General features: G+C 52.5%; 8 protein-coding genes and 2 tRNA genes. 4 read left to right on the forward strand and 6 right to left on the reverse strand.

Going from position 1 to position 16,462, the window contains the following annotated elements; all coding sequences use genetic code 11:
• Positions 1-45: 45 nt before the first annotated feature.
• From BQ8005_RS09665 to BQ8005_RS09685, 5 genes are all read right to left on the reverse strand, one after another.
• The gene (locus BQ8005_RS09665; RefSeq protein WP_234984027.1) at positions 46-2,577 is read right to left on the reverse strand and encodes a polysaccharide lyase family 8 super-sandwich domain-containing protein; all 2,532 of its coding nucleotides are present in this window, start codon (positions 2,575-2,577) and stop codon (positions 46-48) included.
• 97 nt (positions 2,578-2,674) lie between these two features.
• A complete protein-coding gene (locus BQ8005_RS09670; protein WP_075317899.1) occupies positions 2,675-6,043 on the reverse strand; it encodes a glycoside hydrolase family 2 TIM barrel-domain containing protein in 3,369 nt (1,122 codons plus the stop codon).
• Positions 6,044-6,081: 38 nt separating this feature from the next.
• Positions 6,082-8,736 carry a sugar-binding domain-containing protein gene (locus BQ8005_RS09675; RefSeq protein WP_075317900.1) on the reverse strand — a complete coding sequence of 885 codons (2,655 nt, stop codon included), beginning with the start codon at positions 8,734-8,736 and terminating at the stop codon, positions 6,082-6,084.
• Positions 8,737-8,758: 22 nt separating this feature from the next.
• Positions 8,759-10,243 (reverse strand): sulfatase family protein, encoded by a 1,485-nt coding sequence (locus tag BQ8005_RS09680; RefSeq protein WP_075319103.1) that lies wholly within the window; start codon positions 10,241-10,243, stop codon positions 8,759-8,761.
• Between the two features lie 195 nt (positions 10,244-10,438).
• Positions 10,439-10,511 (reverse strand) — tRNA-Arg (locus tag BQ8005_RS09685).
• 229 nt (positions 10,512-10,740) lie between these two features.
• Between BQ8005_RS09685 and asnA the strand changes: the two genes are divergently transcribed.
• From asnA to BQ8005_RS09705, 4 genes are all read left to right on the forward strand, one after another.
• A complete protein-coding gene (gene asnA, locus BQ8005_RS09690; RefSeq protein ID WP_075317901.1) occupies positions 10,741-11,778 on the forward strand; it encodes an aspartate--ammonia ligase in 1,038 nt (345 codons plus the stop codon).
• Positions 11,779-11,885: 107 nt separating this feature from the next.
• On the forward strand, positions 11,886-12,548 hold the full coding sequence (gene ung, locus BQ8005_RS09695) for a uracil-DNA glycosylase (protein WP_075317902.1): 663 nt from the start codon (positions 11,886-11,888) through the stop codon (positions 12,546-12,548).
• 20 nt (positions 12,549-12,568) lie between these two features.
• On the forward strand, positions 12,569-14,473 hold the full coding sequence (locus BQ8005_RS09700) for an AAA domain-containing protein (protein ID WP_075319105.1): 1,905 nt from the start codon (positions 12,569-12,571) through the stop codon (positions 14,471-14,473).
• 136 nt (positions 14,474-14,609) lie between these two features.
• Positions 14,610-14,684 (forward strand) — tRNA-Val (locus BQ8005_RS09705).
• 40 nt (positions 14,685-14,724) lie between these two features.
• Here the strand turns inward: BQ8005_RS09705 and BQ8005_RS09710 are convergent.
• Positions 14,725-16,203 (reverse strand): VapE domain-containing protein, encoded by a 1,479-nt coding sequence (locus BQ8005_RS09710; RefSeq protein ID WP_075317903.1) that lies wholly within the window; start codon positions 16,201-16,203, stop codon positions 14,725-14,727.
• Positions 16,204-16,462: the final 259 nt, after the last annotated feature.

The raw sequence follows: 16,462 nt of genomic DNA on the forward strand, positions 1-16,462 counted from the left end.
GGGAAAGGTTGTTGCATTCCCAGTTTCCCAGCAGATGTTGGATAATTATCTGTCTATCCGCACAGTCACCGGCTTGCCGCTATACATTCCTTGCGGCAGGGCTATCCGTATGTCGCGGCCGTTCCACTTCAGAGCTATCTCCTTCAGGGAAGCGTCCATACAGGCATCGGCCACGGTGACGAAACAGGCCTCCTCCGTCTCGCGGAGCACAAGGGCACAGGGGGCAGACACTTCCAGCTTCAGCCCCTTGGCCTCCAGAGCCGGCGCTTCGGGATAGAACACGGCACCGATAACTATGCGGTCGGCGGAACAGACTGCCTGTACCAGCGTGTCGTTACGCAGCACTTCGAAGGGAAGCTTGCGGGCTGGTTCGCCCTGACCCAGATAGACCGCATAGCCGTAGGTGTCGGCCACAGGCGTACGGCCGTGGTCGATCCACAGACGCAGGACGGGCACTTCGGCAGGAAGGTCTTTCCGCTGACGGTTCTGCTCGTTCATCCTGGCCCAGTCGGCAGGACGGTTCTCGCAGGCTACGTGCAAGTCCGACTGGTAGTTCGGCAGGGCACGGTAGGCAAACTGGCCTTCCTGAACAATCCAGGCATTCTTCAGCTGGCGGGCGTCGAGCGTCGTCATGCCCATGGGCAGCAGTTTCTTCCGGCCTTTCTCCAGCAGATACACGGGCGACGTTCTTGCCGTCTGGTCCAGTGTCGTTCGGATGTTTCCCTCCTGCTCCGGTTCCAGGTTGGTGACTCCGGCACCGAGGGCCACCAGGTAGTCGCCCAGGATAAAATACCCCTTGTAGGCCTTGAAGCCATACAGCAGAGCGTTTTTCTTCGGATGGCCACCTTTATAGTCAGGATTTTCCTTATCCGGCCCGTACATCTTCTCAAAGATATATCCGCCGGCCGCATAGTCGCCGCCGTCGGCCGCTCCAGTCGCAAAGTTATGATGGCTGCAATAGCCCCGCCAGTTGGTTACGGGTACCAGTCGGTCCATGCCCTCACGGGCCGTCACGTCCCATCCGCCCATGATGCGGAAGTATTCGTCGCCACGACGCTGGAAGAGCGTCATACCGTCGGTGGGATAGAAGTTGTAGTTGTCGGCAAAGTCAGCACTCTCCAGGCCGTCACAACGCACGGAAGCCATGTTGACCATCAGGTGGTAGTCTGCCGTGTGCTTCATCAGGTCGTCGTTGTTGAAGAACCAGCGCGTACCCTGATAGACGCCGCCGGAGTATCCGTCCATGCGGATACGTCTGGCTTCCACTTCGGCCAGAAGCTGTTCCAGTTCGGCCTGCTCGGCGGGAGTGAATGATTCCTTCCAGTTATTCACCACGTCGCGCAGCATGTTGCGGTAGGGAATGGCACTCTCCTTGTCGCAATAGACATACGAACCGCGGTCGAGGCACGGCAGGCGGTAACCGTCGCGGTAATACCAGCTTCCACCGCGGAAGAAGGTCATCAGGGCCTCGGCATTCTCGCGGCTCAGGTTCTTGGCCCAGGGCGTGCCACGAAGTGTTTTCAGCATATTCAGCGCCGCCGATGTACCGTGAATGGGATATCCCCAGATGAGGCACTGCATGCCGTGTCCCCATCCGGCTCCGTCGGCCGTAAAGCCTTCGGTCCAGAAGGCGTCGCTGTAGGTAGTCTGCGACGTGACGCTGATGCCGCGCTGGCATACCTCGGCCAGCACATCGAGCATCGGCACCGAACTGTACATGACGGCCACCGGAAGCAGCGAACGGTAGGCCAAGGCATTTCCGCCTACCCACCAGACGTGGTTGCGGAAGCGTTCCACCGACACTACATTACGGTCCGTAGCGTCCCGGCGCAAGGGTTGCGTATAGGCCTGAAGGCCGAGTACCTTCAGCATGTCGCAGGCCGCCCGCACTTCGGCACCGGCTTCTCCGCGCTCAGCCCGGTCCATCTCCTCCATGCAGGCAAAATAGATGTTGACCGCTGCCGTAGGGATGGCAAAGCAGGAGGCGTGAAAGCGGGGCTTGTCGTTGGAGCGGGCTATCTCCAGATTGCCGTAATGCACCACCGACCGTGAAAGGCGGTTCAGGAACTCGGTATCTTTCTTCAGACTGCCCCTCCGCGCGGCTTCGGCCAGGCGGTACACACGGTTCAGCGCATCGGCGATGAAGATACCCGCCCGGTCGTCGGGCGTATTGGCATATCCACGGTCCCAGACGTTCTCACTATTGTACTGCTCTTCCGTCGGATTCAGGTCGGAGAAGGTTCCGTCCTCGCCCAGCAAAGCATACATCCGGGCTGCCTCGGCCTCACCCACCGGCTTCACGGCCCGATGGGGATGACGGAAGAAGTAGTCGCGGAGCTTGCCTACGGCTTCTGTCTTCTCGTCGGCCACACGCTCGCGGGCTTCCCGATAGTAGCGGCGGTAGTTGGTGAAGGCAAACTGGGCCTCGGCTTTTCCCTTTTCCATCATGCGATTGTAAAGTGTCCCACTGTCAGGAACAACAATATCCACCCTCTTTTTTACAGAATTCAGTTCCGATGCTACGGCCAACAAAGGCATCAGAAGCATCCACAGTCCTAAAAGTCTCAATCTGTTCATGGATTTTCGTTTTTTTCATAAATAAACCAAAGCCGGCAGCGATACGTACCTTCGTCCGTATCCGGCTGCCGGCTTCGAATATCACCAACATTCTCTCTCAATACTTATACTGCAAAGCCTTGTCGTAGTTTCCGCCCTTGACGGGAACCAGTGTAAAGCCCCAGGTATACAGGCGGTTGGCAGGAATGGTGTAGCCCGGCTGTACCTTGGCTCCCCAGCTGTCGTATCCGGCCACGCCTTGCTGCTTCATGTCCAGGCAGACTTCCACGAAATCGCGCGGAACAATGTCGTTCACGTGAGTCTGGCGACGCATGACGTTGCAGGCTTCGGCTTCATTCTTATTGGCAATCTCCTGCGGAGAGCGGTTGCGCCACTGGTAAGGATGCGAAGATTCTTCGCTGTCGAAGTCTTCCACCGTATTGCGCAAGGCATTGAAGCCGATGATGCTGTCGGCCACTACCAGCAGGCCTTTCCGTTTGCCGTCCGAGAAGGCCACCCAACGCGTATCGGTACGGTGGCCGTTCTCCTGCGGACGCACGTAGCGGACGTACATGTCTTCGGCAGTCGTCGTGTAACGGCCAATCATGGAACCGGCATTGCGGTCGATGTAATTTTCTTCAGGACCACGGCCGAAGTATTCCACCTGATGCAGCGAGGCCGGCATCCGGAAGCGTACGCCCAGACGGGGCAATTCGAGCTGACTGCCGTCTGCCTTTTTCTTGCCCGGCGTATAGGTTGCCAGATTGGTATCTTCCAGCACTTCGGTCTTCACAGCAGCGGCGTTGGTAGGAGTGAACTTCAACGACACGTTGACCACGCCGTCCGGATAGATGCGGTAGTTCACGAAGTATTCGTTCCGGGTAGGCAGGTCATAGACCACGCTCAGGATGCGGGTATCACCGTCTTTCTTCACGTCAGCCGAACTGATGCGAAAGTCATGACTGGCCTGCTTCCATATCTGCAGACGCTTGGGGTTGCTGTTTCCATAATCGTTGTCATTGGGCGCACGCCAGAAGTTGGGCTGGATACCAAATCCGTCGGACACATATTCCATGCCGTCCACGCAATAGGAGGTCACCTTGCCCGCTGCCGCATCGAACACGAAACGCACTTTGGACGAAGAAATCTCAATGCGGTCGCCCTCGCGGCTGTCTGTCAGCTTCGGGCCCGATGCCTTGTAGGCCAGTTCGGGCTGTGCTGCCGACAAGCGGAACTGCTCGCAGGCCACTTCATAGCCTTTGGGAACCAACGGCTCGGCCAGGCGGGTCACCACACCGAAACGCACGAAGCATTCCGTCCCAGCCTTGAGGCGGAAGCCCGACACCGGAATGGAGAACTCGGCAGACTGCTGCGGTGCCAGGGCCATGTTCAGACGGCCTTTCTTGCGGGTCTCTCCATTGACCTGCACTTCGTACAGGATGTCGTAGTCTTTCAGATCCGTAAAATAGAATCGGTTCAGCACACGGAATTTGCCTGCTGCGGCATCCACTGCCTCGAAAGCCACGTTCTGATGGGCATATTTCACTTCAGCCATGGCCGGATGCGGCGTGCGGTCGGGAGCTACCAGACCGTTGCAGCAGAAGTTACCGTCGCTTGGCATATCCACTCCATAATCGCCTCCATAAGCCCAATAGGGACGGCCGGCCGCGTCTGTTTCCAGAATACCCTGGTCCACCCAGTCCCAGATGTATCCGCCCTGCAGGTTGGGATACTTGTAGATTTCCTTCCACTGGTCCCACAGGTTACCGTTGGAATTGCCCATCGCATGCGAATATTCCGACGGAACGACCGGACGGTCCGAACCGTTCGCACCGATATAACCCAGCCATTCGGCACTGGGATACTGGGGCACGTACATGTCGGAATTCCACTCCCACTGGGCACGTTCGTAGTTCACGGGACGGTTCATCAAATCTTTCTCCCGTTCCTTCACCCACAGATAGGTCTGGTAGAAGTTATATCCGTTACCGGCTTCATTACCCAGCGACCAGAAGGTTACTGAAGGATAGTTCTTGTTACGCTCATACATATTCTCCGTACGGTAGAGGTGGGGCTTCAGCCATTCGGGGTTGTTGCCCAGCGTTCCCCCCTTGCGCAAGTCGTAGAACATGCCATGCGACTCGATGTTGGCCTCATCATATACATACAGGCCGTATTCGTCGCACAGCTCATAGAAACGGCGGTCCTGCGGATAGTGAGCCAGACGAACCGTATTGATGTTGTGGCGTTTCATCAGCTCGAAGTCTTTCCGCATCAGCTCCTCGGGTACGTAGTGTCCCGTAGCCTCGTTGTGCTCATGGATGTTCACACCCTTGAGTTTCAACGGCTGTCCGTTGATGAGCAGCACGGTATAGGGTTTTCCGTTCTTGGCCAGCTGGTCAATCTGCTTGATTTCGATGCGACGGAACCCGACGTGGAAGGGAACGATTTCGGTCACCTTGCCGTCTTCCGCGACCGTCATCAGCAGTTTGTACAGATTGGGGTGCTCCGAAGTCCAGGTCTTCACACCGGCCAGCGTTGTGCTGAAGTCCACAGTCTGTACACCACCGGCAGGCAGGCTGCACTCCTGAACCGCATTGACCACCGAATGGCCTTCGGCATCGAGCAGTTCGTAACCCACCTTTACGGATTTCTGTCCGGCTGCCCGGTTTCTCATGTCCACTGCCAGACGGAAGATACCGTCCTTGTAAGTGTCGTCCAACGTCGATACGACCCGGAAGTCCTTGACGGCCACCTTGGGCTGTGCATAGAGGAAAACGTCGCGTTCGATGCCGCTCAGACGCCAGAAGTCCTGACACTCCAGATACGAACCCGTGCTCCAACGGAAGATTTTCAGCACCAGGCTGTTCTTGCCCGGCTTTACATAAGAATTGATCAGGAATTCGGCCGGATTCTTGGAATCTTCGTTATATCCCACTTCCTGCCCGTTGATATAGACATAGACACCCGACTTGGCTCCGGCCAGATGGAGGTAGACATCTCTTGTCTGTAACCACTCGGCCGGTATATCTATCTCGCGCCGGTAGACACCCACCGGAATATCGTCGGGCAACAGCGGCGGCTGAGGGTCGCTGGCCTTGAACTCAAACCACTGGTTGGTATAGATGGCCACGCCATGTCCCTGTACTTCCCAGTTGCCCGGCACCTGGATGTCACACCACCCTGCCAGGTCTGCTGTAGCCGAAGTCACATCGGCAGGCAGCCTGCGATGGGAATCGGAATACAGGAACTTCCACGTTCCGTTCAGCAGCCGGTAGAAGCGGCTGTTCTCGTATTTACCACTCAGGGCGGCCTCACGGTCGTCATAGGTCATGAACGACGTTCGGGGCGCCTCCCGATTGACAGATACCGTCTGAAGGTCCTGCCAATAAGGCATTTTCGGTTGTTCCTGCTGCGCCGCAAGGCTTTCTGCCGAAGCCAGAGCCAAGCCGCAGCCGACAACGCATGCAAACATCTTGTTTCTCATGTTACTGTTTTTTTATTTCATTCAACATTATCAATTTATCAATCATTGATTCCTACTCCGAATTGGGTCTGCTGTTTCTCCACCTCCTTTACCTTGAGCTGGTTCAGTTCCTTCCGCAGACGCGCATTCTCTTTCTCCAGTTCGCTGGCAGATGTCTTCCGGTCATCCGTCTGTTTCAGCTTGCCCACCTCGGCCATTTCTGCCTCATCCGCAATCTGACGGCGGTCGGTGGGTATACTTTCAAACTCCAGCGTACCTTCCAACGGACGTGCTTCGCCCGGTACTTCCAGTGCAGCTGTCACCTTAATCTTTCCAGCGCGACCGGTAGCCTGTATCAGGGCCGGAGCCGAACCCCATACCACCGGCATCGGATTCACACAAGCCACGTCACCGCCCAGCAGACGTCCTTCACCTTCCACCGTAAAGCGGATAATGGAATTGTTCAAACGTTTCACCGTTCCACGCTTGTCCACCACTTCGGCTATCACGGTCACAACATCCGATCCGTCGGCTTCCATCCGCATTCCTTCGTCGTCCAGACGCAGCCGGATATGGTCGGCCTGTCCCGCAGGATAACGTTTGTGCGTAGCCACTACCTTGCCGTCCATCAGTCCCTCCGCAAGCAAATAAGCCTCGTCCTGCTTACGGGCACGGGCTTTCGCCTTCCACTCCATGAAATGGAAAGCATCCGTAAACTTGATAATTGGCGAAGGCATGCCCTGATGGTTGGGATCTTTCTTATAAGTATAGGTCTTTCCGCCCTTGAACACCGTGAGCCGCACCTCGTCGCAGTTGGAGTAAACCGTAATGTCCTCCGGCGAGAAAGGTGTCAGCTCGTGAGCGATATAGACCATCGGTCCGCTCTCGGCCTGCAAGTCACTCTTCACAGGTTCACGCTGCGACATGAACATGTAATAGGAAGTCTTGGGCTGGCGGAAAGCATCCATGATACCCCCGTAAAAAGGATCGGCATGGTATCCGCGCTGATGGTCGAACGAATGCCAGAAACAAGCTCCCACAATCTGGGCAGATTTCTGACAAATAGACTCATAGCACAAAATGGGGAAGTCTTTCTGATAGGACGGATTCGCATAATGTGCGGCCTGAAGCAGCATCGGAACTTCACCCCATCCGCGAGCCACACGGCTGTCTGAATTCTGAGCATTCCAGTCGTCCACGTTGTCGCCCCACTCACGGATAAAATAAGTCTTGTCACTACGAAGTTTGGACTCGATAGGACGCAGCAGCAAGTCGTAATATTGGTCACCGGCAGCTCCGTGGTCACAGGCGGCTATGCTATAAGGATAAGGATACTCTTCACTACAAATCTCCAACGCCCTTTTGGCAAACGTTTCAGGATAATGGGTTTCATTGAGAATCGGTTCCCAAAAGAACAGCGAAGCATGGTTGCGATGGATGCGTATCATATTACGTATGTCTGAATAGATACGCTCGGCAAATATCGGTTCCTTGTTCCAGAACTGCCAACCCGGCACTTCGACCAAGGCAAAAAGTCCCAATTCGTCACAAGCATCCATAAAAGCAGGATCAATGACATAATGGGTACGGATGACCTTCAGACCTGCTTCACGCAGTTTTTTGGCATCCCTCCACTGCAGCGAGTTGGGTAATGCATTGCCCAGCACAGCAAAGTCTTGATGACGGTTAGTACCCATAATCTTGCCTTTATACGGTTTCCCATTCAGCCACAGGCCTTCCGTCTTCTTGAATTCAATGCTGCGAATGCCGATGCGTTGGCGATACCCATCTATCACACGTCCTGAAGCATCCTTGACCAGTATATCCAGATGATACAAGTAAGGCGACTCCGGAGACCACAACGATGGAGAATCCACTACCATAGAGGCTATCGTATGAGCGGCCTTTCCGTTCTTCAACGACATTTTTTTCTCGGCTTCCTTCACCACCTTTCCCTGTGGAGTCTTCAGTGCGAAGCAGACCGTCACGCGACAGTTCTTTCCCGAAGCATTGCGTACATGGGCTTTCAGATTGACAGTGGCCTGTGCTTCGGATACCTTGTCGTACGACACGAACAGACCACCTCCGGCTACCTCGTTCTCATAATTGGCATTCGTGATGAACACATCATTATGGGCCACCAGCCAGCAGTCCCTGTATATACCTCCGAAATAGGTAAAATCAAGCATGCTCTGCTCCTTGCCGACCGGATAGGTAGGGTCGTCACTGTTGTCGGCTTTCACGGCTATCACATTTTCTTCACCAAACTTCAACAGCGTACTTACATCCACGATAACTGGCAGATAGCCACCATAGTGTTTCTTTACTAGACTGCCGTTCACATACACCTCGCTTTTGCCCATAATGCCTTCAAAGTGCACAAACAGCTGCTTGCCTTTCAGGCTGTCGGCCGGAGTGAAATGTTTCCGATACCAGGCCACTCCCTGATAATTGGCACAACCGCTGGCCTCCACCGGCAGATATTCCAAACCGTGAGGCACCGAAACAACCTCCCAATCTGTATCGTCATAGTCCACAGCGTATGGCGTTCCATCCGCTTCACCTTTCCAGAACCGCCAGGCCTGATTCAAGGAATAGGCCTCACGCCCGGTATTCGGCAATTCGTAAAAACCGGCTGTCGAGAAACGGGCCATGTCGGCATATCCGTGGATTCCCACCAGCACACATATAATAAAAAGAATCAATTTTCTCATAATAAAACACATAACCTATTGTTCAACGTACAGCCTCCAGGTAAGCCTTCAGTTCCTTTATCTTATCTGGATTCTGTTCGGCTCTGTTGACCTGTTCACCCATATCTTTCTTCAGATAGTACAACTGCTCGGCAGGCGCATTACCCAATTCCGTATTCGTCAGTTTATTGTAAGCGCTTTTACGGTTGGGATAGATGTATTTCCATTCGCCGTCGGACACCGACAAGGCTCCGGCATATTCAATCACATAATCACGCCCCTTGCGGTCCTTGCCATACCAGGCATCCAGTTGGCCATTGCTGTCTTTCATCTGTTCTTTCGTCAGACTGGTCTGCAGGAATTCAGCCATCGTCCCCAGAAAATCAATCTGCGAAACCAAAGCCTTTGACACACCCTTCTTCACTTTGCCCGGATAGTTCACGATGAAAGGTACACGGGTACCAGCCTCAAAGTTACTGTACTTTCCCCCTCTGAAAGGCCCCCAAGGCCGATGTTCGCCCAGCAATTCCACCGCACGGTCCTGATATCCGTCATCCACTACAGGACCATTGTCGCTTGTCAGGATTATCAGAGTATTTTCGCGTATGCCCAAGCGTTCCAGTGTAGCCACCACCTGGCCTACCGTCCAGTCGAACTCGATCAAGGCGTCCCCACGCGGCCCCATGCCACTCTTACCTGCAAAACGCGGATGCGGCACGCGAGGTACATGGGCATCATTAGTGGCCAGATACAGGAAGAAAGGCTCATCCTTGTGCTGTTCTATGAAAGCAATGCCATGGGCCACAATACTGTCGTTGATGTCTTGGTCCTTCCACAACGCTTTCTTGCCTCCCTTCATGTAACCGATACGGGAAATTCCGTTGACAATGGCCTGGTCGTGTCCATGATTGGGGCTCGGCTTCATCACCGTCAGCTGTTCCGGATGGGTCTTGCCCAAAGGCTCGCCGGGAAAAGGTTCCTTGTAGCTGACATAGATGGGATCATTGGGGTCGTCATTGACCACCTTGCCATTCTCCACCCATACACAGGGAACACGATCACCCGTAGCAGCCATAATGTAGGAATAATCGAAACCGATATCCTTCAATCCCGGTTCTATCAGCCGGTTCCAGTCCTGTTCTCCGGTCTTGTCACCCATGCCCAGGTGCCACTTCCCTACAGCTGCCGTCGCATAGCCGGCCTCCTTGAACAGGTCGGCCACCGTATATTGCTCCGGACGGATAATCATACCCGCATCACCCGGCGCTATTCCCGTATCCGAACGCCGCCAAGCATAATGCCCGGTCAGAAAAGAATAACGCGAAGGTGTACTGGTGGCAGCCACTGAATGGGCATCCGTAAACATCACGCCTCCATCGGCCAACTTCTCCACATTGGGGGTATGGATGGTCTTTTCTCCATAACAACTTAAGTCACCGTAACCGATATCGTCGGCCATGATAACTACCACATTCGGTTTAGCCGCCTGCTGGGCAACAGCAAAGAAAGGTCCGAACGAACAAGCCATTCCTGAAAGGAAAATAGTATTGAATTTCATGGTATTAAGTAATGCTTTATAAATATATGCAAATATAATCTTTATTCTTTAATAAAAAAGGAAGTACAAACAAGAAAAGAAAAAGCTATACACAATAACATTTACACAGAACTCTCTAAAAGCCGCAAACAAAAAATCCGCTGTTACCAGCGGATTTTTTGTTTGTGACCCGGGTGGGACTCAAACCCACGACCTTCAGAACCGGAATCTGACGCTCTATTCACTAAGCTACCAGGCCTCAATTGCGAGGCAAAAGTATAAAAAATATCAGCATTCTCCTAATATATGCCTGCTTTTTTCAAGATTATTTCGCAGAGCAAGACCTTCTCTTACACTATTAAAATGAAAACACAACACAAGAATATACAATCAAATTGATATTTTATTTAGCAAAACAGATACACCAAACAATATTTTATCTATATTTGCCAAACAAATTAGCAACATAACATTAAAAACTAGATCCTATGAGTTACTTGATAACACCCAAAGACTATAAACCCCTGTTAGACCTAAAGCAAACAGAGCTGGGTATCAAACAAATCAAGGAGTTCTTTCAGATGAACCTGTCATCAGAACTCCGTCTAAGACGTGTCACGGCTCCACTATTCGTGCTGAAAGGTATGGGGATCAATGACGACTTGAATGGTGTAGAGCGTCCCGTTTCCTTTCCGATCAAAGACTTGGGCGACGCACAGGCTGAAGTAGTACATTCACTGGCTAAATGGAAACGCTTGACTCTAGCCGAATACAACATAGAACCCGGTTACGGCATCTATACGGACATGAATGCCATCCGAGCCGACGAGGAGCTGGGCAACCTGCACTCGCTCTATGTGGACCAATGGGACTGGGAACGTGTCATCACTGCCGAAGACCGTAACGTAGAGTTCCTTAAAGAAATTGTAACCCGCATCTATGCCGCCATGGTACGCACAGAGTACATGGTATACGAAATGTATCCCCAGATTAAACCCTGTCTACCGGAAAAATTACACTTCATCCACGCCGAAGAGCTACGCCAACTCTACCCCAATATGTCTCCCAAAGAACGCGAACATGCCATCACAAAAAGGCATAAAGCTGTATTTATTGTAGGTATTGGCTGTGAGTTAGGAGACGGGAAGAAACACGACGGACGTGCTCCTGACTATGATGATTTTACAACTCCGGGCCTGAACGGTCTGCCCGGACTGAACGGCGACCTATTACTTTGGGACGAACCTCTACAACGAAGCATCGAACTGTCTTCTATGGGTATCCGAGTAGACAAGGCAGCCTTAGTTAAACAACTAAAACTGGCAGGAGAAGAAAAACGCCTGGAACTCTATTTCCACAAACGCCTGATGGACGACACCCTGCCACTGTCCATCGGAGGTGGTATAGGCCAGTCACGCCTCTGTATGTTCTATTTGCGCAAGGCACATATCGGCGAAATACAAGCCAGCATTTGGCCTGAACAGATGCGTCAAGAGTGCCGCGAACACAACATTCATCTGATTTAAGGATATAGAACGCAGATTTTTGCAAACAAAGGAGAAGATTAGTTTTTCCATTTGCAGAAATCTGCGTTAATTTGTATCCCAAAAAATCAATTCATAATCCAACTGCCATGAATGTTCAAATAGAAGAGAGCTGGAAAAAACGTCTACAACCCGAATTCGACAAAGATTACTTCAAAGCCCTGACCGATTTCGTACGAACCGAATATCAAAACGGCACCGTATATCCTCCGGGCAAACTCATATTCAATGCTTTCAACCTTTGCCCTTTCGATAAAGTAAAAGTAGTCATCATCGGCCAGGACCCCTATCATGGCCCAGGACAGGCACATGGCCTTTGCTTCTCTGTAAACGATGGAGTAGCTTTCCCACCATCTTTAGTCAATATCTTCAAAGAAATCAAAAGTGACATAGGCACCGACACACCGTCCACTGGCAACCTGACGCGCTGGGCAGAACAGGGTGTGCTTCTGTTGAACGCCACACTAACAGTACGTGCCCATCAGGCCGGTTCACACCAAAACCGCGGTTGGGAAACCTTTACAGATGCTGCTATCCGCCTGTTGGCTGAAGAGAAAGAACATTTGGTCTTCATCCTGTGGGGGGCATACGCCCAGCGCAAAGGAGCCTTCATTGACCGCAACCGTCATCTGGTGCTGACATCAGCCCACCCATCTCCACTCTCCGCCTACAACGGATTCTTTGGGAACAAACATTTCAGCCGCACAAACGAGTACCTGAAAGCACATGGAGAGACTCCGATCCAATGGTAAGTCAAGTGAAAAAAGCTTCCATGAAACAGGAAAAAGATACTGAAAGCCCCAGCCTATACCTCCAGCGGCAACAACTGTTGCTTCGCATGGAATATGAATACGAAAAGGAAGAATTCCGGCGCCAGACGGAAACCATGGGAGTGGCACGCAAAGTAAAACGTGGGCTTTGCTGGTTTCCGGCTACCGCCGGACGAAGTTACTATAACTCGCTCAATCAGTTGGTACTGGAAATAACCCGTACCGAAGATATTGATATCGAACACAATTTCGAATATGGACGTCCAGTCTGCTTCTTCCACCAAACAGCAGACGGGAGCCTCAGCTACTATAACTTCCAAGGCACCGTAAGCTATGCCGACGACACACGCATGGTGGTGGTTATGCCCGGAGCAGGATCTATCATGGACATACAGGGAGCTGATCGTTTAGGGGTACAGCTCTATTTCGACGAGACCAGTTATCGCACCATGTTCGAAGCTTTGACCGACGTGCTCCGCGCCAAAAGCAACCGGCTGGCCGAACTGCGCGACACGCTGCTGGGTACCCTGAAGCCCGGCTTCCGCGAACTCTACCCCGTCCGTTTCCCCTGGCTGAACCAAACACAGGAGTCGGCCGTCAACAAAGTATTATGTACCCGTGACGTTGCCATTGTCCACGGCCCTCCCGGCACAGGAAAAACTACCACGCTGGTCGAAGCCATCTACGAAACACTACACCGCGAACCGCAAGTGCTGGTGTGTGCACAAAGTAATACGGCAGTAGACTGGATCTCAGAAAAGCTTGTAGACCGAGGTGTCAGCGTACTGCGTATCGGCAATCCCACACGCGTCAATGACAAAATGCTGTCCTTCACCTACGAACGTCGCTTCGAAGCCCATCCGGCCTATACTGAACTGTGGAGCATCCGCAAAGAGCTACGTCAACTACATGGCAAAGCCCGCCGTGGCACTTACGAAGAACGTGAAGGAGTGCGCAGCCGTATATCCCGCCTACGCGACCGAGCCACAGCTCTGGAAGTTCAGATCAATGCCGACCTCTTCGACTCGGCTCACGTCATTGCCTCCACCTTAGTCAGCAGTAACCATCGTGTACTGTCGGGCCGACGTTTCGGCACCCTCTTTATCGATGAAGCGGCACAAGCCCTCGAAGCAGCCTGCTGGATAGCCATCCGTAAGGCTGATCGCGTGGTGCTGGCTGGTGACCACCAACAACTGCCTCCCACCATCAAGTGCTATGATGCAGCACGAGGTGGACTGGAACGTACACTAATGGAGACTGTCGTGGCCCACAAACCCGAGACCGTCTCACTGCTCACTACCCAATACCGCATGAACGAAGCCATTATGCGCTTCTCGTCCGACTGGTTCTACGGCGGTCAGTTGCAGGCCGCCCCCGAAGTGCGCCATCGCGGCATTCTGGATTGGGACACACCCATCTCGTGGATCGACACATCGGAAATGGATTTTAAGGAAGAGTTTGTGGGCGAAAGCTTCGGCCGTATCAATCGCCAAGAGGCAGATCTCTTACTCAGCGAACTACGGAAATACATCGAACGCATCGGCGGCCAACGTATTTTGGACGAACGCATCGACTTTGGCCTTATCTCCCCCTACAAGGCACAGGTACAATACTTGCGTGGAAAACTGAAAAACGACGCTACCCTGCGTCCCTATCGCAGTCTGATGACTGTAAATACCGTCGATGGCTTTCAGGGACAAGAACGCGATGTCATTTTCATCAGTCTCGTCCGTGCCAACGACGAAGGGCAAATAGGTTTTCTCTCCGACTTACGTCGCATGAACGTAGCCATGACCCGAGCTCGCATGAAACTGGTCATCCTTGGTGAGGCTTCCACGTTGAACCGTCACGCCTTCTACCGACGATTGCTGGAACATATTCAAAAGGAATCGCAGAACTGGGAATAGGCGTTAGTTTAACGCCCATTCCCTCTACACATTCCCATTTTTTTGCTGCAACAAACAATGTTTTTTGAAAAAAACGAGTCTATTATTTGGAGATATAAAAATAAGTCGTACCTTTGCCACGCTTTTTCAAAGAAAAGGGCGTTTAGCTCAGCTGGTTCAGAGCATCTGCCTTACAAGCAGAGGGTCGGCGGTTCGAATCCGTCAACGCCCACGAAGAATAAGAACTGTTTCACTATTAGTGAAGCAGTTTTTTATTTATCTCCCTTTCTACAAATACATTTCACCCAATACCCATTCCCATACCTCGTATGTACTCTCCGCCCCAGCTGAGCCAACAGACGGGCAAAGGCTGTGCACGAACAGTCTTTTAGGGCTGCGGGATTCTTCTGTTTTAATACGGCATAAATATCTGCCGCAGACATCAGGCGGGCACCTTGCTCGCCTGCCTCGGCAAACGCAAAGCAGCTGCTTATAAGCTCTTCGGCGGGTGTCACACGGTAGAACGGACGGTTGGCTGCCTGAATTTCCGTCTCTTCGGCCTTGCTGAACCAGCATCGCTCGCCACTGTTCAGTTCGTGCAGCAGTTGGGCATAAAGCTGGGCATGGTCGATGGGCGTCGTACAGTCGATGGACCGCTCCACTTCCACACAGATGAAGCGTCTGCTGCCCGAAAGGTCGGTCAGCAGGTCGCGACGGTTGCTCGTACCGATGAACGAGGCAATTCTTGGCAACGATTCGGCCGAACGGCGGTAGGCACGACGCACACGCAGGTCTTCCATCTGCATCAGGTTCTTCAGTTGGGGCATCCGGCTGGCGGGAAGGCGGTCGAACTCGTCCAGGTTGATCAGGCCGTAAGAAGCCAGTTTGTTCTCCGCTGACGAGGCATTGGTCAGGTCGAAGCTCTCTGTGAAGTAGTCACGCAGTTCCTTAGGTAGCAGCATACGGCAGAAAGTGGATTTACCTAGGCCCTGTGTGGGGCTGATCAAAAGCGGAGCCACACTGTTGGCCCTGCGGCCACGGTTGCCTGAACCCGTCCACTGGGCTGTGACGGCCAGCATCCAGCGGTGGAAGGAGCGTACCCAGACATCCTTATCGGATACGCGCTTTGCCAATTCCGTTACTCGGTCTTTGCCGTCCCATTCGGGCAGGTTCTTAAAATAGAGTTCGAAGGGGTGGTAAGCTTGTACGTGGTCGGATTCTACATAACGTTTCACATCCCGGTCCCAACATTCTACACCGTTTTCGATGGCACTGAGAGCAATGCCGTTCAAGGTGCGGCTGTCTACGGGCGTATAAGTAAGGTGGTGAGCCTCATCGGCTTTCTCTGTATTCAGGTGAGCACATTCCGTCCGTTCAGTCAACAGGTTGTAGCGGAAAGCATAGTGCAGTTTCAGATAGCGTGAGAGACGTTGCATCATCCGTTGCTGTTTCGGTTCCTTTTCTGCCTGCTGCGCTACTGGTTTCTTCGCTTCCACGGCAGAGAGAGCTGTTTCTACCCATTCTGTCACCTCATTCTGTCCATTCAGGCTGAACATACGCTTCTCAGGATTCGTCTGTTGCGGTTTCCAAGTCAGGCGAACAGTGAACTCGCCGTCGCCTGTCACGAGAAAGACTTGTCCTTCGGGCAGACTGGAACAAGCACGGTTCAGATCGGCAAGCAGCCGGTCGTACGACGAAACGGATGGTTCTTCGCGGAAAAAGAAATTTCTCAGTTGACAAATCAGATTCATAGGCGTATCTTTTTCTCGTAAAGATACGACATCAAAAAGGCGAAGTCAAGTTTTTCAGCGTAAATAACGGACGATAATCAACGATAATCAACGAAAATCAACTTTTCATTGCCTTCACAAGTTGATTTCAAAGATTCCCCTAATGTGACTTCACCACAGGAAACTGATAATAAGATACTTATATTGAAACATCCACATTGGGAAAGATGACACATTACCGTACAAGCTGAAGACGATGAACACTGCCGTGAAACTTTAT

This window comes from Bacteroides togonis (assembly GCF_900130135.1).
GTDB classification, from domain to species: domain Bacteria; phylum Bacteroidota; class Bacteroidia; order Bacteroidales; family Bacteroidaceae; genus Bacteroides; species Bacteroides pullorum.

What these genes read in the sequence shown, in the direction of transcription:
- BQ8005_RS09670 (WP_075317899.1), bottom strand. Translation starts at nt 6,043, where the DNA reads ATGAGAAACAAGATGTTTGCATGCGTTGTCGGCTGCGGCTTGGCTCTG.
- BQ8005_RS09665 (WP_234984027.1), bottom strand. Translation starts at nt 2,577, where the DNA reads ATGAACAGATTGAGACTTTTAGGACTGTGGATGCTTCTGATGCCTTTG.
- BQ8005_RS09675 (WP_075317900.1), bottom strand. Translation starts at nt 8,736, where the DNA reads ATGAGAAAATTGATTCTTTTTATTATATGTGTGCTGGTGGGAATCCAC.
- BQ8005_RS09710 (WP_075317903.1), bottom strand. Translation starts at nt 16,203, where the DNA reads ATGAATCTGATTTGTCAACTGAGAAATTTCTTTTTCCGCGAAGAACCA.
- BQ8005_RS09680 (WP_075319103.1), bottom strand. Translation starts at nt 10,243, where the DNA reads ATGGCTTGTTCGTTCGGACCTTTCTTTGCTGTTGCCCAGCAGGCGGCT.
- asnA (WP_075317901.1), top strand. Translation starts at nt 10,741, where the DNA reads ATGAGTTACTTGATAACACCCAAAGACTATAAACCCCTGTTAGACCTA.
- ung (WP_075317902.1), top strand. Translation starts at nt 11,886, where the DNA reads ATGAATGTTCAAATAGAAGAGAGCTGGAAAAAACGTCTACAACCCGAA.
- BQ8005_RS09700 (WP_075319105.1), top strand. Translation starts at nt 12,569, where the DNA reads ATGAAACAGGAAAAAGATACTGAAAGCCCCAGCCTATACCTCCAGCGG.